Annotated in this window: 13 protein-coding genes; 4 read left to right on the top strand and 9 right to left on the bottom strand. The window is 71.4% G+C overall.

The genetic code is table 11. The annotated features are described in order from the left end of the window. Window positions 1–146: 146 nt before the first annotated feature. Window positions 147–1163: an iron-siderophore ABC transporter substrate-binding protein gene (locus ACWDR3_RS21060; RefSeq protein ID WP_450354029.1), complete on the bottom strand. Its 1017-nt coding sequence runs from the start codon at window positions 1161–1163 to the stop codon at window positions 147–149. Window positions 1164–1359: 196 nt separating this feature from the next. Continuing rightward, window positions 1360–2313 carry a methionyl-tRNA formyltransferase gene (locus ACWDR3_RS21055; protein WP_450354028.1) on the bottom strand — a complete coding sequence of 318 codons (954 nt, stop codon included), beginning with the start codon at window positions 2311–2313 and terminating at the stop codon, window positions 1360–1362. 83 nt (window positions 2314–2396) lie between these two features. Here ACWDR3_RS21055 and ACWDR3_RS21050 point away from each other — a divergent pair, with 83 nt between their 5' ends. The 3 genes from ACWDR3_RS21050 (at window position 2397) to ACWDR3_RS21040 (ending at window position 6086) form a co-directional block, all read left to right on the top strand. Beyond that, entirely contained in the window at window positions 2397–3722 is a 1326-nt protein-coding gene (locus ACWDR3_RS21050) for a lysine N(6)-hydroxylase/L-ornithine N(5)-oxygenase family protein (protein ID WP_450354026.1), read from the top strand. A gap of 304 nt (window positions 3723–4026) precedes the next feature. Further along, a complete protein-coding gene (locus tag ACWDR3_RS21045; RefSeq protein WP_450354025.1) occupies window positions 4027–4473 on the top strand; it encodes a DUF485 domain-containing protein in 447 nt (148 codons plus the stop codon). Next, window positions 4470–6086, top strand: coding sequence for a sodium/solute symporter (locus tag ACWDR3_RS21040; protein ID WP_450354024.1), 1617 nt, complete (start codon window positions 4470–4472; stop codon window positions 6084–6086). The genes ACWDR3_RS21045 and ACWDR3_RS21040 overlap by 4 nt, the downstream gene beginning before the upstream one ends. Before the next feature lie 43 nt (window positions 6087–6129). On the opposite strand, the gene ACWDR3_RS21035 is transcribed toward ACWDR3_RS21040, so the two are convergent. After that, window positions 6130–6948 carry an IclR family transcriptional regulator gene (locus ACWDR3_RS21035; RefSeq protein WP_450354023.1) on the bottom strand — a complete coding sequence of 273 codons (819 nt, stop codon included), beginning with the start codon at window positions 6946–6948 and terminating at the stop codon, window positions 6130–6132. Window positions 6949–7144: 196 nt separating this feature from the next. On the opposite strand from ACWDR3_RS21035, the gene ACWDR3_RS21030 reads away from it, so the two are divergent. Further along, a complete protein-coding gene (locus ACWDR3_RS21030) occupies window positions 7145–10057 on the top strand; it encodes an AfsR/SARP family transcriptional regulator (RefSeq protein WP_450354022.1) in 2913 nt (970 codons plus the stop codon). A 12-nt stretch (window positions 10058–10069) separates the two neighbouring features. Here the strand turns inward: ACWDR3_RS21030 and ACWDR3_RS21025 are convergent, their stop codons facing one another. From ACWDR3_RS21025 to ACWDR3_RS21000, 6 genes are read right to left on the bottom strand one after another with little or no spacing between them, the layout of a single operon-like run. Continuing rightward, window positions 10070–13027: an eCIS core domain-containing protein gene (locus ACWDR3_RS21025; protein ID WP_450354021.1), complete on the bottom strand. Its 2958-nt coding sequence runs from the start codon at window positions 13025–13027 to the stop codon at window positions 10070–10072. Window positions 13028–13079: 52 nt separating this feature from the next. Continuing rightward, window positions 13080–15713 (bottom strand): vWA domain-containing protein, encoded by a 2634-nt coding sequence (locus tag ACWDR3_RS21020; protein ID WP_450354020.1) that lies wholly within the window; start codon window positions 15711–15713, stop codon window positions 13080–13082. Window positions 15714–15725: 12 nt separating this feature from the next. Next, window positions 15726–17987 carry a DUF6519 domain-containing protein gene (locus tag ACWDR3_RS21015; protein ID WP_450354019.1) on the bottom strand — a complete coding sequence of 754 codons (2262 nt, stop codon included), beginning with the start codon at window positions 17985–17987 and terminating at the stop codon, window positions 15726–15728. Further along, on the bottom strand, window positions 17980–20070 hold the full coding sequence (locus ACWDR3_RS21010) for a hypothetical protein (protein WP_450354018.1): 2091 nt from the start codon (window positions 20068–20070) through the stop codon (window positions 17980–17982). Before ACWDR3_RS21010 ends, ACWDR3_RS21015 begins: the two co-directional genes overlap by 8 nt. Window positions 20071–20072: 2 nt before the next feature. Then, window positions 20073–21635, bottom strand: coding sequence for a baseplate J/gp47 family protein (locus ACWDR3_RS21005; protein ID WP_450354017.1), 1563 nt, complete (start codon window positions 21633–21635; stop codon window positions 20073–20075). 10 nt (window positions 21636–21645) lie between these two features. Further along, entirely contained in the window at window positions 21646–22005 is a 360-nt protein-coding gene (locus ACWDR3_RS21000) for a GPW/gp25 family protein (protein ID WP_450354016.1), read from the bottom strand. Window positions 22006–22016: the final 11 nt, after the last annotated feature.

Genomic DNA, 22016 nt, shown 5'->3' with positions numbered 1-22016 from the left:
CGACTCCCAACCCCTTTTCCCCTCCCCGCCGCTCTCCCTTTCTGACTGGGGGGTGGGGGACGCGTCACTGTGCTAGGGGGGGGGGCGCCTGAGGCGCCCCGCCGCTTCGTCGTCCGTGCCGTGGCCCAAGTGGCCGCTCGGCGTGCCTACTTGTCGAGCTTGGCGAAGCCCGCTTCCAGGTTGTTCAGCGCCCACGGGATGCCCAGCGCCGACGGGCTGCGCAGCTGGCTGATGGTCTCGACGTCGGTGACGAAGTAGTTGCCCTTCTTCACCGCCGACATGCTCTTCACCAGCGTGCTGGACTCGAACGCCTTCTGCAGGTCCGGCGTCGTGAACGCGATGACCACGAGGTCGGCGTCCAGCTTGTCGAGCTGCTCGAAGGACAGCTCGCCCGTGGGGCTGCCGCTGACCGTCTTGATGTTCTTGATCGACGGGGTCAGACCGAGCCCGAGTTCGCTCATCAGCTTGGCGGCGAAGTCCGTCTCGGAGGCGATGGTGTAGATCTTCGCCGGGGTGTTGCCGATGGACAGGCTGTAGGTCTTGCCGGCCAGGCCGGGGTGGGCCGCCTTCACCTTGGCGACGGCCGCCTCGGTGTCCTTGACGACCTGCTCGGCCTGCGCCTCCTTGCCGACGGCCTTGCCGACCACCTCGACGTGCTGCTGCCAGGTCTGCTGGCCCCACGCCGTCTCGTAGCCGATGGTCGGGGCCACCGCGGACAGCTTCTTGTAGTCCTTGTCGAGGGTGAAGTCGGAGGTGGCGAGGATCAGATCGGGCTGGAGGGCCGCGACCGCCTCGAAGTCGACGCCGTTGACGGTGTCGAGGAGCTTGGTCTTCTTGGTGTCGAGCTTGCCCTTCAGCCACGGGTAGACGCCGTCGGAGGCGAAGGTGTCCTTGGACACGGCGATCGGGGTGACGCCCAGGGCGTAGAGCGCGTCGATGTCGTCGGTGCCGCCGTTGCCGATCACCACGACCCGCTTCGGGGCCGAGGGAATCTTCGTGTCCCCGAACTTGTGCTTGATGGTCACCGGGAAGGCGGCGGAGGAGGCTTCCGCCTTCGCCGCGTCCGTCGAGGAGCTGCTGTCGTCGTCCTTGACCGAGCCGCAGGCTGCCAGACCGGCGATCAGGGTGACGCTGAGCAGGGTGGTCCGGAGCGATCTAGACATGGCGGTGCTTCCCTTTTCGCCGGGCGTGGGCAGAGTCGTAAGGCCGCCAGTAAAGCAAGGTTAGGCTTGCCTTAGCAATGGATTCAGGCCGTTTGACTTGCCTGACCCGGTGTCATACGCCTTCGGGTGTACGGGTGTTGAGCATGCCGAAGGGGGCGTCGTCGAACGACGACGCCCCGGCTCGCGGGAGTTGGGGTCAGGGGCGTGCCGTGAGATACCCGCCCATCGTGCGGAAGTAGTCGGCGGCGGCCAGTTCCGTGCCGTCCTCGGTGCGTACGCGCCGGACGAGCAGTCCGCGGCAACGGCCGTTGTGCGCGTCCGCGCCCGCCACGATGACCACGCCGTCGCCCTCGCGGATGAAGATCCGGCCCGGTGTGCCGCCGTGGAACGCCTCGGACACGCCCGCCGACACGATCCGGATCCGCTGACCGCGGTGGAAGGTGTAAGCGTTCGGGTACGGGTCCGACTGGGCGCGTATCAGCCGTTCGAGGCGTTCCGCCGGCCAACTCCAGTCGATGCGGCTGTCCTCGGCGGACCGCTTGTGGAAGAAGCTCGCCCGGCTGCGGTCCTGCGGCTGCCACTGGCCCGTGTCCTGGCCGGACGCGATCAGGTCGAGCGACTCGCGCACGATGGGGCTGATCAGGTCGACCGTGCGGTGGAACAGGTCGGTCGCGGTGTCGGTGGGGCCGACCGCCACCGAGCGCTGCACCAGGATGTCCCCGGCGTCGAGTTCGCCGTTCATGCGGTGCGCGGTGACGCCGACCCGGGGCTCGTTGTTGATGAGGGCCCAGATGATCGGCGAGAAGCCCGCGTACGACGGCAGCAGCGAGTCGTGGATGTTGAGCGTGCCGTGCGGCGGCAGGTCGAACAGCTCCGGGGGCAGCCAGGTGCGCCAGTTGTTGGCCACGATGATGTCCGGCGCGGCCTCGCGCAGGGCGGCGAGGAGTTCGGGGTCGTCCGGGCGGTTGCGCAGCAGGACCGGGACGTCGTTCTTCTCGGCGAGTTCGGCGACGCTGTCGTCCCAGATCTTCTCGTAGGCGTGGTCGCTCTTGGGGTGGGTGACCACGAGGACGACCTCGTGATCGGAGTCCAGCAAGGCCTGGAGGGTGCGGTGGCCCCAGGTCTGGTAGCCGAACATGGCGACGCGCATGCGGTTCTCCCGTCCAACGGCTCCATTGCAAGGTAAGGCTAACCTTATCTAACATGTGGCTGCCTGAGGGAGGCGATGCCACGGTGAAGTCACCGCTCAAGGGATCTGACACCAGCTACGACGTCCTCGGAATCGGCTTTGGACCGTCAAATCTCGCTCTCGCCATAGCGATCGAGGAACACAACGCGGGGCTACCACCGGAGGAACGGCTCAACGCCCTGTTCCTGGAACGCCAGCCGGGCTTCGGCTGGCACCGGGGCATGCTGATCGACGACGCGACCATGCAGGTGTCGTTCCTCAAGGACCTTGTGACACTGCGCAATCCGACCAGCGACTACAGCTTCCTGTGCTTCCTGCGGGAGCGCGGCCGGCTGATCGACTTCCTGAACCAGAAGACCCTCTTCCCGCTGCGGGTCGAGTTCCACGAGTACTTCGCGTGGGCGGCGGCCCGGGTGGCGCACCTCGTCTCCTACGACCAGGACGTGGTCGCGGTGGAGCCGGTGCACGACGGCGAGGGCGCGGCCGACCACTTCCGGGTGGTCTGTCGCGGCACCGACGGCACGGGCCGCACGGTCGTGCGCCGGGCGCGCAACATCAGCGTCGCCATGGGCCTCGAACCCCACGTGCCGCCGGGCATCGACCTCGGTCAACGCGTCTGGCACAACAGCCGGTTGCTCCCGGGAACGGACGAACTGGCCCGGTCGGGAGCACCGGTCCGCAGGGTCGTCGTGCTGGGCGCGGGGCAGAGCGCGGCCGAGACGGTCGACTATCTGCACCGCTCCTTCCCCGAGGCCGAGGTGTGCGCGGTCTTCGCCAAGTACGGCTACACACCGGCCGACGACAGCCCGTTCGCCAACCGCATCTTCGACCCCGAGGCCGTCGACGTGTACTTCGGCGCACCCTCCGAGGTGAAACAGTCCCTCATCGACTACCACCGCTCCACCAACTACTCCGTGGTCGACATGGAGTTGATAGAGGCTCTGTACGCGACTGCGTACAAGGAGAAGGTGAGCGGGCAGGAGCGGCTGCGGTTCCTCAATGTGTCCCGGGTCCGGGAGGTGCGCCGGCGCACGGACGACGGACCGCTCGACATCTCCGTCGAGTATCTGCCCACCGGCGAACAGCAGGTGCTTGAGGCCGACTTGCTGGTCCTGGCCACCGGGTACCGGCCGCGTGACCTGTCGGCGCTGCTCGGCGAGGCGGCCAAGGTCTGTCTGCGGGACGACGGGGACGCGCTCCGGGTCAGACGCGACCACCGGGTGGAGACCGTGCCCGACGTCACCGCGGGCATCTACCTCCAGGGCGGCACCGAGCACACGCACGGCCTGACCTCGACACTGCTGTCGACGGCCGCGGTCCGGGCGGACGAGATCCATCGGTCGCTCATGAACTCCTGGGCCCGGGTCTGAATCACCCGCCGTCCGTCGGGGCAGTCTCCCTCGACAGACGGTGACCGTCGCTCTCCGGGAGACGGTGGCCGCCGCCTCCCGGAGAACCGGCCGCAGCACCTCACACACCCCTCCCATCCCGCTGCACCACAGCTGTCTCATTGACAACATTCGAGGTCAGGGCGCCGAACAGGGATTCATCAGGGAGTTCATCGGAATCCCTACCGAACACACGAACGCCCGCATAGCGTGCGGAGACCGAACCGCTGCCCCACCTTTCGGCGGTCCGTATCCCTCGGGCCCACGCTCACCAGGAGACTCCGGGATGTCCTTCGACAGCTCCGACTTACGCCGCGCCCGGCAAGAACGCGAACGGGCTCCCTCCTCCACCCTGGCCCTGCGAGTTCCCCGCTGGGCGGCCGACCGTCAGTCACAAGGAGTCACGACCCGTCCACGGTCGTACACCGGACCGCACCGCACCCTGCGGCTGCTGCGCCGCGCCTGCCGCTGGCAGCGCCGCGTCGCCACCTTCGCGGCCCTCGGCTACTTCGCGCTCTTCCTGGCCCTCACCGTCGAAGTCCCCGAGCTGATGACCCGCCCCGCGCCGGGCGGCCTGCCCACCGGACTGGTCCTCGCGCTGCTCCAACTCCCCGTCACCTGGCTGGCGGTGATCCTCTACGAGTTCACCGCGCGCCGCTACGTCGATCCGCTCGCCCGCCGGGTGCGCCGGAACGCCCGCTCATCGGGCGCGACCGAGGAGACGCGGCCGTGACGGTCTTCAGCGGCGCCGCGCAGTCCTGGTCCCTGGTGGCGTTCTGCAGCGTCGTGACCCTCACGCTCCTGCTCTGCGTGCTGACCGGCCCCGGCGGCGAGGACGACCTGGCCGAGTACTACACCGGATACCGGTCCCTCTCCCCGCTGCGCAACGGCCTTGCCATCGCCGGTGATTACATCTCCGCCGCCACCGTCCTCACCATCGGCGGGGTCATCGCGTTATGCGGCTACGACGGTGTCGTACTGGCCACCAGTGCGCTGCTGTCGCTGGTCCTGCTCATGTTCCTGATGGCCGAACCCCTGCACAACACCGGCCGGTTCACCATGGGCGACGTACTGGTCCGCCGACTGCCGGGCCGGTCGGTGCGCATGGCCGCCTGTCTGGTCACGATCATCTCGCTGGCGCCGATGATGGTCGTCCAACTCGCGGGTGTGGGCCAGCTGTTGGCCTTCCTCCTCGGCTTCACCGACAGCGGCATGAAGACGGGCTGCGTCATCGGCGCCGGCACGCTGATGATCAGCTACGCGGCGCTCGGCGGGATGCGCGGCACCGCGCTCATCCAGATCCTCAAGACGGTGATGCTGCTCGGCTCCGGGCTCGTCGTCGCGGTGCTGATCCTCCACACGTTCGGCTGGAACCCGCAGACGCTGTTCCAGGCGGGAGCGCGCGGCAGCGGGACCGGACCGCACTACATGCGCTGGGGCATGCAGTTCGCCGGCGGACCCCATCCCGCCCTCGACATGATCAGCACCCAGGGCGCCATCGTGCTGGGCGGCGCCTGTCTGCCCCACGTCACCATGCGGATGTACACCGCCGGCAGCACCCGTCAGGTGCGGCGGGCGATGTCCTGGGCGGTCTCGTCCGTCGCGCTGTTCGTCCTGGTGCTCACCGTCGTCGCCGTCGGAGCCATGGCCCTGATCGGCAAGGCCGGTATCGCCGCCGCGGACCCGCGGGGCAACACCGCCTATCTGCTGGGCGCGCGGGCCGCCTTCGGCGAGCACCTGTCGCGTACGGAGGCCCTGGTGTTCGCCACCGTCACCACCGCGATCTTCCTCACCCTGCTCGCGTCCGTCGCCAGCATGACCCTCGCGTGCGCCAACTCCCTGGCGCACGACGTTATCGCCGCCAAGCGCCCCACCATGACCCCGCGCCGCGAGATGGCCCTGGCCCGGTGGTCCGCCCTGGTCGTCGGGATCCCGGTGATCCTGCTGGCCGCGATGGCCCAGCACCGCAGTCTGCAGCCGCTGGCCATCCTGTCCTTCTGCCTGGGCGCCTCGGCGATCGCCCCCGCGCTCACCTACAGCCTCTTCTGGCGCCGCTTCACCCGCGCGGGGCTGCTGTGCACCCTGATCGGCGGCACCGTCAGCGTCCTCGTCCTGATGACCGGCACCAACCTGGTCTCCGGGTCCCCGCTCGCGGCCTTCCCGGACGCCGACTTCAACTGGTTCCCCTTGACCACCACGGCACTTGTCTCGGTTCCCGTCGGCTTCGTCTCCGGCTGGCTGGGCACCATGCTCTCCGGCCGCAAGGCCATCCGCCGCGAGCGCGGCCGCTACGAGAGCATGGAGCACCTGCTGCTCGCCGGTCCCCCCGGACGAGGGACCGGATGAATCCGCCCGCACGGACGCGGCCCGCCGGGGTCGGCGGATCGGCTCAACGGACGCGCAGCGCCGCGCCGATGATCCTCGCCGTCTGCTCGGCGACACCGACCAGCCGCTCCAGGCTGTGCGCGGGATCGGTCACGAGGCTCAAGGAGGCCACCGGCACACCGCTCGGCCCGTGCACGGGCACGGCCAGACAGCACACTCCGGCCATCAGCTCCTCGCGGTCGAACGCGACTCCCCGGGCCCGGATCGCCGCGCACTCCTGCCGCCAGGACGCGGGCAACGGGCCGGGCGGGACCCGCGGATGGGCCGCGGCCACCAGAACCTTGCCAGCCGCCGTGAACCACGGCCAGGCCACCCCTTCGAGCAACTGCCCGAGCTCCGCCGGGGTGTCGCCGAGCGTCCAGTCCAGGACCAGGGTCTGCCCCTCCCGCAGGACGTTGATCCCCACGGTCGCGCCCGTGACGCGTGCCAGCCGAAGGGCCGGTGCCCGGGCGGCGGACCGCAGCCCCGGGTGCGGCTGCCAGCTCTGCCCGAGCCGGAAGGTCAGCGGCCCCATGCGATAGCCCCGGCGGCTCCGCTCGACGGCCCCCAACTCCACCATTTGTTCGAGGAGTCGGTACGCGGTCGTCTTGGGCAGTCCGCACTCCGCCGCGAGCCTGGTCAGCCCGGCCTCACCGGCCCGCTCCACGGCACCCAGCAGCCCGAAGGCGCCCTCCAGCACACTCCGCCCTCCGCCGTCCGTCGCCGACAGCGGAGGCGGCGCGTGCCGGGCGACCCGGGCGACCTCCGGCTCGTACGGGCGCACCGGCAGCCGAGCCGGTGCCTGTTCCGTCTGCGTCGCTGTCGCTCCCCGATGTTCGTTCACGTGCCTCTCCCCCAGATACCGCCTGACCGGCTCCCCACGCCGCCGCCCCCGCCCCCGGTGCGCCGCCGTGCGTGGAGACTCTGCGCCCCATCAGACTGAAGTTCGAGTGTGGCTCGGAACGTTGTCGATAGGTTGTCGCCCAGCGTGAGAGTGTGCGCGCGGAGTGAAGAAAATATGCGCGGGGAGTGTGGACATCGTGGTGGAGCTGCGCCTTCTCGGTCCCGTGGAACTCTCCGTGGAGGGCCGGACCGTGGAGGTCGGACCGCCGCAGCGCAGGGCCGTGCTGGCGGCGCTGGCGGTGGACGCCGGCCGGCCCGTCGCGACCGACGTCCTGATCAAACGGGTCTGGGGCGCCGAGCCACCGGACGGGGCACGGCGCGCGCTGCACGCGCACATCGCGCGGATCCGCCGACTGTGCGAGGAGACCGGGGACCCGGGGCATCCCCGGTTACGCCTGGTGCGCCGCTCGGGCGGCTATCTGCTGGAGGCCCGCCAGGACCAGGTGGACATCCACCATTTCCGGCAACAGGTCGGCTGGGCCCGGGAGTTGGGACGGACGGACGAGGCGCGTACGGCACTGCTGCGCGAGGCGCTCGGGCTGTGGCACGGAGAACCGCTGGCCGGGCTCGGCGGACAGTGGGCCGCGCAGGTCCGCGAGGCCTGGCGGCGGCAGCGCGTGGACGCCGCCGTCGGCTGGGCGCACATGGAGTCACGCGTCGGCGATCCCGTCGCCGTGATCGGCCCGCTCACCGAACTCCTGGGCGAGTACCCCCTGGTGGAGCCCCTCACCGAAGCGCTGATGCGGGCCCTGCACGCCGCCGGACGTGGCGCGGAGGCGCTGGACTGCTACGCCGTCGTCCGCAAGCGGCTCGCCGAGGAACTGGGCGCCGACCCCGGACCGGAGCTGCAACGGACCCACCAGGCGATCCTGCGCGGCGGCCTGGCCGACCCCACCGCCTGGCCGGCCTCCCGAACCCCGCCCGGACCCGTCCCCACCACGCCTCTCCCGACACGGCCGACACCGGCGACAACTCCCCGACCGGGCGAGGTGCCCGTACAACTGCCCATGGGCGTACGGGGATTCAGCGGACGCGACGAGGAACTCGCCCGGCTGGAGGAGATCCTCGTCTCGGCGACCGAGCAACCGTCCGCGGTGGTGATCTCGGCGGTGTCGGGTACGGCCGGAGTGGGCAAGACCGCACTGGCCGTGCACTGGGCACGCCGGGCCCAACGGGCCTTTCCCGACGGCCAGTTGTATGTGAACCTGCGCGGATTCGCGCCCGGCGGCTCGGTGATGAGTCCGGCGGAGGCGGTACGGGGGTTCCTGGACGCCCTGGGGGTGCCACCGGCCCGGATCCCGGCCGGCCTTGAGGCGCAGGCCGGGCTGTACCGCAGTCTCCTGGCCGGGCGGCGGATGCTGGTGGTGCTCGACAACGCCCGCGACGCCGAGCAGGTGCGTCCGCTGCTGCCCGGGGCGCCCGGCTGTCTGGCGCTGATCACGAGCCGCAAATCGCTGACCGGACTGGCCGCGGCCGAAGGAGCCCATCTGCTGACCATCGGGCTGCTCGCTCCCGGTGAGGCCCGGGAGCTGCTGATCCGCAGACTCGGCGCGGACCGGGTGGCGGCCGATCCCGATGCCGTGGGGGAGATCGTCGGCCGGTGCGCGGGGCTGCCGCTGGCGCTCGCGATCGTCGCCGCCCGCGCCGCCGCCCAGCCCGAACTCCCGCTCGCGGCACTGGCCGAGGAACTGCGCCGGGCCGACGGGCGGCTGGACGCCCTGGACGGCGGGGAGGCGACCAGCCAGGTGCGGGCGGTGTTCTCGTGGTCCTACCACGCGCTCAGTCCCGAGGCAGGACGGCTCTTCCGATTACTGGGCCTGCACTTCGGGCCCGACGCCGCGCTCCCGGCCATCGCCGCCCTGGCCGGCGTACCGGCACCCCGCGCCCGCGTCCTGCTCACCGAACTGGTCCGCGGCCATCTGCTCACCGAACACCCCCTCGGCCGCTACGGCTTCCACGACCTGCTGCGCGCCTACGCCGCCGAGCTGGTCGCCACGCACGACAGCGACGAGACCCGGCGCGCCGCGTCGCACCGCATGTTCGACCACTACCTGCACACCGCGCACCGGGCCGACGCCCTGCTCACTCCCCGCCCCAATCCGACTCCGCTGCCCGCGGCCCAACCGGGCGCCGCACCCGAGGAGTTGACCGACCACCGCCAGGCGCAGGCCTGGTTCGGCGCCGAGGCGCCGGCCCTTCTCGCCGCCGCGGAACACGCGCCCGCCGCCGGCTTCCCCGGCCACACTTGGCGGCTCGCCTCGGCGCTCACGACGTATCTCGACCGGCACGGCTACCGACGGGCGCTGATCGCCGCCCACAGCACGGCCCTGGACGCGGCCCGGCACCAGGGCGACAAGTCCGGCCAGGCCGAGGCCCACCGAGGTCTCGGCCTCGCCCAGGACCGCCTGGACCACCCCGACGAGGCGCGCGCCCACTATCTGCGCGCGCTGGAACTGTTCGGCGAGGTAGGCAGCCACGGCGGACAGGCCCGCATCCACCAACACCTCTCCCGGATGTACGAGGCCCAGAGCCGCCACCAGCAGGCGCTGGGCCACGCTCACGACAGCCTCGCGCACCACCGGACCGCAGACGACCGCGCCGGGCAGTCCGCGGCCCTGAACCACATCGGCTGGATCCTCGCCCAACTCGGCGACCACCACCAGGCTCTGACGCACTGTCGGGAAGCCCTCTTCCTGGCCGAGGAGACCGGCGACCTCAACGGACAGGCCCACATCCAGGACAGCCTCGGCTACATCCACCACCGCCTCGGCCGGCACGCCGAGGCCATCGACCACTACCGGCAGGCCCTCGACCTGTTCCACCAGACCGGGGACCGCCACAGCGAGGCCGCCGGTCTCGTCTGCCTGGGCGACATCCTCCACACCGTCGCCCGCCCGCACGCCGCCCGCACCGCGTGGACCCAGGCCCTGACCATCACCACCGAACTCGGCCTCCCGGACACTGATCCGCTCCGCGCCCGGCTCCTGAGCCAACCCGGCCTCGCGCCGACCGACGTCACCGCTCCACCGCCCGTCACCGAACCGGCCTGAGGCCGACCGGGTCTAGAAGCCGGTGACTCTGCCGCCTCCGTTCGGGCTGTAGTCCGCGTTGACCTGACGTATCTGCACCCGGCCGGCCGCGAAGGCCTGGCGGATGGCCGCTTCGAGGATCGGGTCTCCGATGTCGAGCCGTCCGGGGGCGATGGCGGCGCGGACCTCGGCTCCCCACGTGGTGGGGATGGCGGTCGCGGGCGTGGGGAAACGGCCCGTGGTGGAGAGCTTGGTGTCGTTGACGTAGATCGTGATCTGGCCCGTGGGATCGATCTCGGCGGTGATGAAGTCGGGGCCGGAGACGTTGGCGCCCAGTGGTGCCTGGATGCCGATCTCACCGCGTTCCAGGGCGAGTCGCCAGGTCGCCACTTCGGCCTCGTCCGCGCGCGGCCCGGTGATCACCGAGCGGGAGGTCTGTGCCGACGCGGACTGCTGGCCGAGCACCTCGCCGGAGAACAGATCGGTCACCTGCCGGGCGGGGTTGACGGGGAACGCGCCTCGCGAGATCACCCGCGTGGTCGCGGTCTGGCGCTGCGGCTGGGCGGGGGCCCTGCTCGGCGGCGGGGCCGCCGAGGCCACCTCGGACTGCCGGCCCGAGGACAGGGAGATCGACGTCGGTGTCTCCTCCAGACGCAGCGCGGGCAACGGGTCGGCGAGACCGATCAGCGCGCCTGCCACGTACGGTCGCAGCAGTCGGCCGGGAGCGCCGAGGCCGCGTCGTACGGACTGCCCGGCGCGGGAGGCCAGTTGCACGGTGTTCTCGCTGATCCCGCTGGGACGGCCGGTCGTCAGGGCGCTGACCGCCAGGCCGGTACCGGCCGCCTGCAGCGACTGGGCCAGGTCGCCGGTCTGCAGATAGGTCGCCCCGCCGTCGACGAGGCTGGGCAGTCCGACACCCACGGCGAAGCGCGCGGTGGACGAGGAGAAGCCCTGCGCGTAGCTGCCCGCAAGCCCGCCGAAGACGCCGAAGGCCCCTCCGGTCAGGCCCGCCCGGAAGGCCGCTTCCCCGCGGCCGGTGCCCTCGGGCGGGGTGAGCAGGCCGCCGGTGACCCCGCCGAGGGCGTTCCCGCCGCCCTGGGCCAGCGCGCCGCGCCCGATCGAGCCGAGGCGGGACACTCCCTGGGCGCCGACGCCGAGCGTCCGGGCGAGGCTGAGGCTCGCGCCGCCGCCCACGCCGATGGCGACGCCCTGTGCCCCGACGCGGAGTCCTTCGGCCCAGCCGGTGCTGAGGGCCGCGTCCACCCCGTGTCCGGCGGCCAGTTCACCGGCGGCGCCGCTCGTGAAGCCCAGCGCCAGCCCTTCGCCGCCGACCACGGCGCCGGTGCCGACGGCCGTGAGCGCGGTCGCGGTGAGTCCGGTCGCGCCCAGTCCCGCGACTCCGGCCGCGACCACCGGGGCGGCAAGGATCGCGCCCACGGACAGCGCGACGATGAAGGCCACGTTCCGGGTGATCTCCAGACCGCGCACGATCGACCCGGCCGTCGACACGGCGCGGTCGATGCCGTCGAGCACGATCTGCTGGGCCTTGTCCGCGGATTCGACGGCGGTGAGCACCGCGTCCGCCATGTCGACGAGGGATCCGCGCCCCGCCGCCTCCCGATAGCGGGCCAGCGCCGTGTCGGACGCGGTCAGCGGTCCCCGCATCCGCGCCTGCAGCGTGACCGGCCGCTCCCAGTTGGCCACACTCACGACGAGGCCGACTACCGGGTGTTCCTCGTAGTTCAGGCGCAGATGCTCGTCCATCCGGAACTCGGTGCTGTCGTTCATGCCCCGCGTCCGTCGGGCGGCGTCCGCCAGGGAGCCCAGCACCTGGGCCCGCACGCGCTGCGCGGTCTCCAGGGGGAAGACGAGCAGTTCGCCGTCGTGGACGACGTAAGCGGAGCCGGGTGCTTCGGCGTAGGGCCTGATCGACTCGATGATCCGCAGGTTGGCGAGGATGCCGGCCCGGTCCTGGGTACCGTCGGGTGCCAACGCCCGTGCGAGACGGGTCTGTTGTCGCTCGGTGCTCGCGCGGTCGAGGTCGGCGGCGACGGTGGGTTCGAGCAGGGCGAGTTCCTGGCGGAGGGTGGCGCGGTCGGCGCGGCTGACGTCGGACCTCTGCAGCCAGGCCGCGATGCGGTCGGCCTCGGCACGGACCTCGACCGGGTCGGTCAGCGGGATGCTGACGCGGTCGCGCAGCACGTGCGGCATCTCGGTCTCGGGGAGGACCTGTTCGACGGCTGGGGCGGGGGCCGAGCGCCGTCCGCCGCGTGGGCGCGCGGGCCGGTTCCGTGGACCGGCGGCGGTCAAGGCCGGGGCGCGGCGGGCGAGTTCGGCCTGCAGCGCGGCCTTGGCCTCCAGCATCCGGTCGGTTTCCGGTGTCGACGCGATCTGCCGGCCCAGCCATTCGTCGACGGCCCGTGCCTCCTCGCGGAGCTCGGACAGACCGTAACGGCGGACGTCCGGTGTGGTGTTCAGCCAGTCCTCGGGGGCCCAGGCGACATAGGGCGCCGCGGTGCCGGCCAGGACCGCCGCCGAGGAGCCGCCGCGGCCCGCGGCGGCGGCCTGCTGTTCCGCCTGGTCGGCGCCCGCGGTGCCGCCGACGCTCTGCTGCGCCGCGTGCGCGGCCTCGTGGACGAGGAGTTGCCGGGGAATGCCCTCCCCCGGTCCGGTCGCGATGCCGATGTCGCGGCCGAAGGTGAATCCGGCGGCGCCCGCGGCCCGGGCGGCCGCGCGGATCCGCGGTCCGGTGTGCACCCGGACGTCGCCGGGATCATGGCCGACGGCCCGCTCGGCGGCGGCCCTGGGGCCGGCGCCGAGGGGTGTTCCCGGACTGTCCAGGGCGCGGACGGCCTCGGCGGCCAGTGCGCTGTTGCCGAGTGCGCGTTGCCGTCCGTCGGCGGAGTGTTGTGCCGGGGCCGGAGGCCGGCGGGCGGGATCGCCACCCGCTCGGTCGTGCGCGGGCGTGTGTGCTGTCTGCTGCTCGAACACCGTCGGCCTCCGTCCCGGTTCGTGCCCTGCCAGTGATGAGTCGCTTCCGTGGTCAGTCGCTGAAGCCCTGCAACCGCCGTCGGACGTCGATCGTCGGCAGCACGACCCTGGCGGCCTCGACCACGAGCGACGGTGACTGACGGTTCGTGAAGAGGATCACGCGCTGGTAGGTGCCGTCGGTCTGCACCGGGGCCGGCTGGTGCTGGAGGACGTGCTGGAAGGTGCCCTCGCGCAGCGCCCAGATGACCGAGTCGTCCTTGCCGGGGCCGAGATCCTCGCCGCGGGCGTCCTGCGGGGTGATCACCACCAGCGCCGCGAGCAGCCCGCTCGGGTCGTTGTGCAGCCGGGTCACCTTGATCCTGGTGGCCTTCCGGTCGACCTTGATCCCGGCGAAGGTGGAGGTGTTCAACTCCCGGGTGAACGCGTTGCCGTTGACGTCCTGCCCGGCCACGGACAGGTGCCAGCTGTAGGTGCCCTCCTTGAAGACCTTGGCGAAGGTGTTGGTGTAGTTGCCGTTGCCGTCCGGGTCGAAGAGCTCGTCGGTGCCGTCGACGAACAGGCCGCCGGTCGGCTTGGTGCGCGGCAGGTGGTGCCACTTCTTCCGGGACAGCAGGGTGCCGATGCGTCCTTCCATCCAGGTCGGCTCGTCGTGCTCGTCCTGCGCGGGGTCCGTGGGCGCGGCGCCGAGGGCGGTGAGCTGCTCGCCGAGACCGACGGCGGGTGCGTCCAGTACGGCCTTGACCCGCGCGCCGATGATCGGCCGGTCGTCCTGCCGGATCCGCACGGTCAGGTTCATCCGGTCCCCGGTGAGGTACGCGTCCCGGTCGAGCTGGATGTCGGCCAGCAGGTGCAGGTCCACGTAGGCGAGGACCTGGCTGGGGAGGAGCTCTCCCGCGTCCGTGGGGCCGGTGCCGTGGATGACCCGCCAGTGGATGGGCGCTCCCTGGGCGAGGACGGGGAGCTTGGCCACCGATGTCGCCCGGTCCGAGGAGGTCTCCAGGATGGTGATGTGCTCGGGGAGGTACGACGTGCCGTCCCAGCGGGCGAGTTGGATGGTGCCGGTGAAGGCGGTGTCACCGTCCTTCGGGGTCACGGCGAGGACCAGTCGGTCGGCGTCCGGCTCGGTGGACAGGTAGACGGCGGGCAACACTACGTTGGGATCCGTGTCGGGGTCCGAATCCGGGTCCGAATCGGGGTCCGGGACGCCGGTCGTCGGAGTGGTCTGCTTGGTCGGCAGGTTGACGGTCTGCGCGTTGGCCAGCATCTCGCCGAAGGAGCCCGCGAGTTCGCTCGGGTTGTTGACGAGCGCGAACTCGCCCGCCCCGAAGGCCGCGAGCTGGCTGAGCACGCTCTGGTCGGCGGTGGGGCCGAGCGCGATGGTGGACAGCTTGCAGCGCTCGGTGTCGAGCACGTCCCTGCGGGACTGCCGGGAGTTGACGGCGTTCTGGAAGGACTGCGCCCCGTTCACCGCGGAGGACGGGACCAGGGCCACGGTGCCGCTGTTCTCCAGGCCGTCGGTGCACATGATGATGGTGAACCGCTGGTCGACGATCGGTCCGGCGGCCGCCAGGAGGTCGATGGCGGCGATGAGGCCGTCACCGATCGGAGTGTTGGTACCGGGGACGCCGAAGTCGAATGCCGGGTCGTTGATGGCGTCCACCGCTTCGGGCAACGGAGTCAGTGGGAGCAGGGTCTGGATGCGGCTGGAGGGAGCCCCGCCCCGGAAGCCGGCGATCTCGTCCTCGAAGGCGATGACGGCGACCTTGTCGATGCGCTCCGGGGTGCTGAGGCCCTCGCGCAGCCCGTTGAAGAGGTGTATCAGCACCCGGCAGGCGGTCTTGGCGTTCTCGAAGCGGTTCTCCGCCGCCATGCTGCCGGAACGGTCGAGGACGAGCACGATGTGCTGCACGCGCTGGTGGACGTTCATCGTCGCGGGGGTGCTCTTGTTGCGCAGGAACCCCGAGTAGAGGCCCGCCGCGTCGTTCAGCCTGGTGGCTACGGTGAAGGCCAGGGGCACCGGCTCGTAGACCCCGGGGGTGTTGACCCTCAGGGACGGGCCGGAGGTCGTGGTGTCGGTGGTGATGTCCAGGAGGGGGGCCGCGCCGGTGTACGCCCAGTCGTACTGAGGTGTGAAGGCCAGTGCCTCCGGGACCGTGCCGGCGAAGGTGTTGCCGCTCACGGCGCCGTGCGCGTTGAGCAGCACCTCCTGCAGCTCCAGCGCCTCGGCCGGCACCGTCACTTCGGCCACCGGGCAGACCGCCAGCCAGTTCACGTCCATGGCGTCGGTGGACCTGCTGACGGTCCAGTTCGCCGGGATGTCCGCCGAGGCCCGCAGTTCCCAGCGTTCGTCGGGCGTGGAGCCGGTCCCCAGGTTCTCCGTGACGGTCACGGAGTAGGTGACGACACCGTCCCTGACGTCGGGGTCGGAGGTGCTGACGGAGTAGTGGGAGACGTTCCCGCCGGCCGGGAGCGGCACGGGTGCGCTGCGCCCGCTCGCGGGAGCGGAGTCGATGTGGATCAGGGACACGGACAGTCCGGGCAGGTTGACCGGGTGGCTCAGTGTGAAGAAGCTCTCCGACTCCTGTGCGTTGATGCCCCGTTTGAAGACGGTGACGAACGCCGAGGAGTCGGTGACGGTGTAGTTCGGCCGGTTCGCCTCGACCGGCTTGACGCTGGGTGATGGCATGCGGGATTCCCCCTAGATTGCGGTGATGATCTGCTTGGCGTAGATGTCCGAGTCCACGCCCCGGGTGTTGACCCACAACAGCCACAGGCCGACGTCGGGCACGAGGAAGGGATGCGGACTGAGGTTGGGCTGGGCCTGGGTGGAGGCGACCAGCCGTTGGGCGGCGATCCAGTTGCCGCCGATCACGTTCCGGCGGCGCAGCAGCAGATCCGTGCCGCCGCCGACCACCGGCCGGTTGCTGACCAGGTACACCGTGCCGTCGGCGTCGCGTACCGCGGCGGGCTGGCCGTCGCTGCCGTCGGAGTCGGGCACCCGGGTGGTGCTCCACGTCCCGTTGTTGCCGGAGACGACGATCAGCCCGGTGTCGTCCTCGTAGAAGACGATGACCTCGTTGCCGCTGAGCGCCAGGACGAACACGTTCAGCTGGCCCGCGGCCGGGAAGTCCTTCTGGAGGTCGATGACGGGCGGGTCCTGCGGGTTGGTGCCGGCCGGGACGGGGTTGAAGCGCAGGATCTGGAGTTTGGTCCCGTCGGCGTAGGCCACCCACACCTTGCCGTCGGCCGAGGCCGCGTGCAGGTCCCGCTGGGTCAGGCCGGTCGCCGACAGCGCCACCGGCGCCGGGTCGAGGAAGACGTCGTCGGTGTGCCGGTAGCGCCGGTAGTACCACTGTTTGAGAGTGGTGGTGCTCTGATGGGTGAAGAACACCACCTGGTCCCCGGCGAGCACGGCGCGCACCCGCTGGTCCGCCGTCTGGTTCCCGGTGGCGGCCACGTTCTGCGGGGTCGCGGCGCCGAGGGTGGCCAGCGGTCCGCGTTTCATGAGGACGTCCGTGTTGGGCCCGTCCAGCAAGCCGTTCTGATACGCCACCACGAGGTCGCCGCCTGGCAGCGCCACCGCCGCGGGCTCGATGTTCTGGCCGCCCGTGGTGAGGGCGGGCGCGAGGTCGAAGCCGAGTTCGGGGCGTGCGGGGTCCAGTCGGGCGGCGAGGATCTGGTTGCTGCCGGAGCGCGCGGACTGCCATACGGCGACCAGTCCGCCGGCCGCGTCGACCACGCTGGCCTTGTTCAGCAGATCCGCCTTGTCCGACGGGGACACCGGTATCTCCGGGCTGGGCGGGAGTTGACCGGCCAGCAGGGCGTTGATGGCGTCGCGCAGGCTCGCCCGGGGGCGCCGCTGACCCTTGCGGTAGGCGGCCGAGATCGAGGAGTCGCCACCGACGGTGCCCAGCACGTCGTCGACCAGGGTGCTCGGCGGCATCTGCAGATTGCGCGGGCGCAGGTCGGTCAGGACGGCGGGGCGGAGAGCCGCGGTCCCGGACCGCCGGGCGAGCTGCGCCAGCGGCACGTACGCGTGCCCGGTGACGTAGTCGCTGTCGTTGGGCACCGGCGTCCTGGTGCCGCCCGGCCGCACGCGCACCGCCCACTCCCGCCGTACCCGCACGCAGGTCTCGACGCCGACCAGCGGGTCGAGCAGGGAGTCGTCCTCGGCCGAGGTGACCTCCCGGTCCCACACGTCGAGGTAGACCAGGTCCGAGCGGGTGCCCGACGTGGGCGCGGCGAGTTCCTGGACGACGGGCACGCCCCAGGCCGTGGCCAACGCGGTGTTGGCGTACAGCGGTTGGGAGCTGTAGGCGAGCCGGCCCTCGTGGACGGCGTCGCGGCCGTCGGCGAGGCAGCGTCCCGCGCCTTCCGGGGTGCCGTCGCCGCCCGCGACGAAGAAGTCGTTGCCCGTGCCGACCGAGGCGACCACGCGGTTGGCGGCGGCGTTGATCACCGCGACCACCTCGGCGGCGGTGGCGGCGCCGAGGTCGGCGAAGCCGCTCGCCGTGAACGTCACGGTCTGCGGCGGCGCCCCGTTCGCCGAGACCACCAGGGTCATGCCGGCGGTCAGCGCGAACGGCTGGGCCGCGTCACCGGTCAGCCGCGCGGGGGCCAGGCCGCGGGCCGCCTGCCGGTTGACCTGGGTGAAGCCCAGGGCAGCGGCGGCCGTCGAGGCGGTCACGTTCACGCTCACCGAGGAGCCGATCGTGCCGGTCGCCGCCGGGGTGAGCCGGATCGTGCCGACTCCGCCGCCCGCGGCGGCCACGATCCGGAAGCCGTCGTTGCCGGCGGGTACGCCGTCGCCGACGAACCACTTGAGGAAGGCTTCGACCTCGAACCGCCGGATGTCCTCCAGTTCGTTCCAGTCGGCGTCCACCAGGGGGACGCCCTGTTGGAGCCGTATGCCCACGTAGTGCTTGACGCGGTCGAAGGTGCTGCGGGAAAAGTCACCCACGGTGACCCCCTCCCCGGGACGTGCGGACGGTGCCGCTGGGCGGTTGCGTGATGAAGACCGGTCGGGTGGTCACCGGCATGAAGTCCGCGAGCGCGCCCGCGAGTCGGGTGACCACGGCGTCGACCCGTGCGGGATCGGTGGTGTCGGGCGTGAGGAACAGGCCGACGGTGTCGCGTGAGATCCGGTCGTCGTCGGTACGCCTGCCGCCGGACCCGGTGTCGTACGTATAGGTCTGGAAGTCCTCGAAGGTGTCGCGTCGCTCTCGCTTCGCGATGTCCCTCGTGTCGAACGTGGTGGTTCCCGCGTACCGGTTGTCGAGGGTGCTGGTGGCGCCGAACTCCTCGCCTGCGTAAGGGATTCCCTCGTTGGAGCGGTACGTGAGCAGGGTGCCCTGGGCGGTGGGCACGGCGAGTGGGCCGCGGCGCGCGTACGGGGCGCCGACCACCTGCTCGGGTGCGTCCCACGTGTGGGTGGCGGGGGTGAGGCCCGCGCGTTCGATCGACCAGCCGCCGCCTCGGGTCGACGACCAGAACACCTCGACGGTGCCGGACGGCGTGACCAGGGGTGCGGGCTGCCGGTCGTGGAAGTCGTCGGTCGTCCTGGGCAGTTGGCGGACCTGCGACCAGTCCGCGGCGGCCGGGGCGAGTCCCTGCTTGACGCGGTAGAAGACGCTCCAGCGGCTCTGGCCGACCGGACCGGCCGGTTCGCGCCGGGCCCAGAACAGCCACAGGCGCTGGGCGGTTTCGGTGGGGTGGAAGACCACGCACAGGTCGTCCTCGACCCGGGGATCCTTCCCGTCGGCCAGTGGAAAGGCCGCCGGGGTGGTGAGTTGCCAGTCGGTGCCGTCGTGCCGGTTGTAGCGCAACTGCCAGACCCCGGACACCCGTTCCAGCCAGAACAGCCACACCCCGCCGGCGTCGTCGGCCACCGCGGACGGCAGTCGGCGCTCGGTGGACGGGTCGCCGAACACGGCGGGCGCGGTCCACTTCGGGCCGTCGGCGGTGGGGGTGCGGACGGCGAAGGAGATCCGCCAGTGGCGGTCCTCCGGCGGCTGCGCGGGGTCGTAGGTCTGCCAGAACAGCCAGAGCTTGTCGCCCTGGCGGGCCGCGGCCGGGTGCTTGTCGACCGTCGGCCCGTCCGAGAGCGGTCGGCTCGGCTCCCAGTCCCCGTCGGCGTACCGCTTGGACCAGATGTCCCAGCCGTGCTGACGGCGCGTGTGGTAGACGAACAGCGTCGAACCGTCGGCCTCCCCGACCGCGGCGGGCCGGCCGTCGTGGGCGAAGTCGACCGACGCGAGGGTCGGTGTGCTCCAGTCGCCCGCCGAATCCCGCAGCGTGGACCACAGGTTGAGCCGCTCGGGCCGGTTGCTGCGGGCCACGTTGTGGACGAACTCCTTGGTGCGGTTGGGCCAGCCGGAGACCCTGGCCACCGTCGCGTCCAGCGTGGGGACGCTTCCCGTGCCCCGGTACAGGCGTGGCGCGTAGCGGATCTCGTTGCGCTGCGAGGCGACCGGCAGACTGTGGTCGGTGCGCCAGCCGATCCACTGGGCGAGCAGCGGCAGCAGCCCGCCGTCGACCCGTTCGAGGTCGGTCAGCGACAGTGCGGCGCGGCCCAGGCTGTAGAGCCGGTCCAGTTCGGCGCCGGGCAGGTCCAGGAATCCGCGCAGTTGGCCGGGGTCGATGGCCAGGGGCGGCCCGTCTCCTCGGCCCGCCGGGGGCAGATCGGCGTCGTAGCGCCGGTAGAGCGCGGGCAGCATGCCGTAGAGCCGTTCGGCGAAGCCGTAGGGGGTGATGGCCGTCGCTGCGGCCACGTTGTGCGGGTCGGGGTCGTAGACGGGTGGGTCCCCGGTGAAGGGGAACAGGGCGTAGTAGTAGACGTGTTCGCCGTGCAGGCCGGTGTCGGTGGCGCTGACCAGGCCGTCGCCCTGGTCGACGGTGATGCCGTCGTCGGGATGCTGCGGGTGGGTGCCTTCGCGGCGCACCACGCGGATGTGTGGCGGGGTCACGTCCTTCGGGTAGGCCCAGGTCAGGTCGATGCGGTGGCCGTCGGAGTGGCCGGTGGCGGTGATGTCGAGGAGTCGCATGCTCAGCTCCCCGCCTGGCCGATGAGGACGATCTTTAGGCCGGACGCGTAGTCGGTCTCGGTCGGCACGACCGGCACCTCGTTGGGTCCGAGGGTGATCGTGCCGTGCGGTTCGACGGCGGGGATCGGCCGGTCGCCGCGGCGGAACTCGGTGATGTTGACGAAGACCACGCCCGGCACGCTCTGGCTGACGTCGTAGAAGCGGCTCAGGTACACGCTCTGGTTGAAGTCGACCCGGTCGAAGGCCAGCAGGCCGGCCGCCGCCCGCTGCACCGCGGCCACCACGTCGGCGGGCACGTAGAAGCTCTCCACCGAGATCTCGGCCGTGACGAAGATCGGGACGTAGTCCACGTCGGCGATCTCGACGATCTGGCTGAGCATCCGTTTGTCCTCGAAGTAGGCGGTGAGGCTCGCCGCCAGGACGTCACTGACCTTGCCGCCGCCCTCGGGTGCGACGTAGAGGGTCACCTCGTTCCACCCCGTGGCGGCGGCGCGCACCTTGCCGACTCCCTTGTGGCTGAGGGCCAGTGCCTCGAAGTCGGGTGCCGTCACCGCGCGTCGCAGGGAGCGGAAGACCGCCGGCGCCTGGCGTACGGCGTGGGTGATGTCCTCGCGTTCGGCGCCGCCGGTGGCGGGCAGCGGGTTGGTGATCTGGGCGCCCAGCAGGGCTAGTTGGGGCGCGTCGGCGATCGTGGTGATCGCTCCGGCGGGCACGTTGCCGGCCGAGCCGCCGCCGACGCGGTAGGTCGCGGTGATCTGTGCGCCCTGGCGGGGCTTGGCCCCGAAGGTGCCGTCGCCGAAGACCACGGTGGCCCGGTCGTTCTCGTCGACCTCGATGACGTAGTCGTCCTGACCCGACTGGCTGAAGGCGAGGGTCTCGCGCCGGGTCCACGCGTCCACGGTTCCGGACAGGGTGGTCAGCAACACGACGTCCTGGCCGGTGAGTTGGGGTGCTGACAGCCGGTCGAGAAGGGCGCCCGGGTGGGCCAGCGGGAACCGCTGGTTCGGGGTCCCGTCGGAGGTGCCGAGCACCTCGTCCTCGATCAACCGGCCCTCCTGTACGGGCAGTCCGGTGAAGGTCTTGCGGCCGGTGGTCGCGTCGGCCGTCAGGGCGCCGAAGTCGATGGTCAGGGGCGAGTCGCCGGCATACTCGAACCGCGTGCTGGGCCGGTCCTTCTGGCTCCTGGTGGCGAACGCGTCGCCCTTGGCGATCGTGACCACCTCGCCGACCGAGCCCGGCACGGACACCGTCAGGGAGGTGGCGGCGGGCGCCGCGGTGCCCAGTTCGTAACCGATCAGCCGCAGGTGGTCGATGACGCTGCGACGGGTCTGGGCGGTGCCCAGGAAGCTCTCGTTGGCCACCCGGTCCTGGTAGTAGCTGAGGATGTCGCCGATGTGCGCGAACAGTTGGAGCAGCACGTTCCCGAAGTCGGCCTCGTTGGTGAAGTCCGTCCACTGCGAGAGCTTGTGCGGGATCTGGTCGCGCATGGCCTGGAGCAGGCTCTCGTAGTCGCGGGCCATGTAGTCGATGACCGGCTGGCCGTTCACCTGCGCTATTTCCACCATCACGTCGCCTTTACCTGAAGTGGACGCGGAGTGCCTGGGGAGCCAGGTCCTTGCGTCGTACGTAGGCCACTTCCACGGTCAGTGCCTCGTCGTCGGAGCGGACGTCCACTCCGCCGACCACCAGGAGGTCCCCCAGCCAGCGGGTGAGCGCCGAGCTGACGGAGAACTCGACGGCGGCGGCCATGATCGTGTTCGTGGGATCGAAGACGAGGTTGAACAGCCCGCAGCCGAAGTCGGGTTGGTTCACCCGCTCCCCCGGTGCCGTGAACAGCACCTGGACGACCTTGCCGCGCAGTTCGGCGTCCTCCCCGTCGGGCCGGATCGCCCCCGAGGCGTCGACGCCGAGCGGGAATCCGAATCCCGTCGCCATGTGCTTCCTCC

It is taken from the genome of Streptomyces sp. NPDC001002 (genome assembly GCF_053599215.1).
The sequence above is the reverse complement of the archived record's forward strand: the minus strand, read 5'-3'. Positions and strand labels throughout refer to the sequence as shown.

Bases quoted from the DNA above. Each gene is read 5' to 3' on its own strand.
- ACWDR3_RS21020 (WP_450354020.1), bottom strand. From the start codon at position 15,713: ATGCCATCACCCAGCGTCAAGCCGGTCGAGGCGAACCGGCCGAACTAC.
- ACWDR3_RS21055 (WP_450354028.1), bottom strand. From the start codon at position 2,313: ATGCGCGTCGCCATGTTCGGCTACCAGACCTGGGGCCACCGCACCCTC.
- ACWDR3_RS21045 (WP_450354025.1), top strand. From the start codon at position 4,027: ATGTCCTTCGACAGCTCCGACTTACGCCGCGCCCGGCAAGAACGCGAA.
- ACWDR3_RS21010 (WP_450354018.1), bottom strand. From the start codon at position 20,070: ATGCGACTCCTCGACATCACCGCCACCGGCCACTCCGACGGCCACCGC.
- ACWDR3_RS21000 (WP_450354016.1), bottom strand. From the start codon at position 22,005: ATGGCGACGGGATTCGGATTCCCGCTCGGCGTCGACGCCTCGGGGGCG.
- ACWDR3_RS21060 (WP_450354029.1), bottom strand. From the start codon at position 1,163: ATGTCTAGATCGCTCCGGACCACCCTGCTCAGCGTCACCCTGATCGCC.
- ACWDR3_RS21005 (WP_450354017.1), bottom strand. From the start codon at position 21,635: ATGGTGGAAATAGCGCAGGTGAACGGCCAGCCGGTCATCGACTACATG.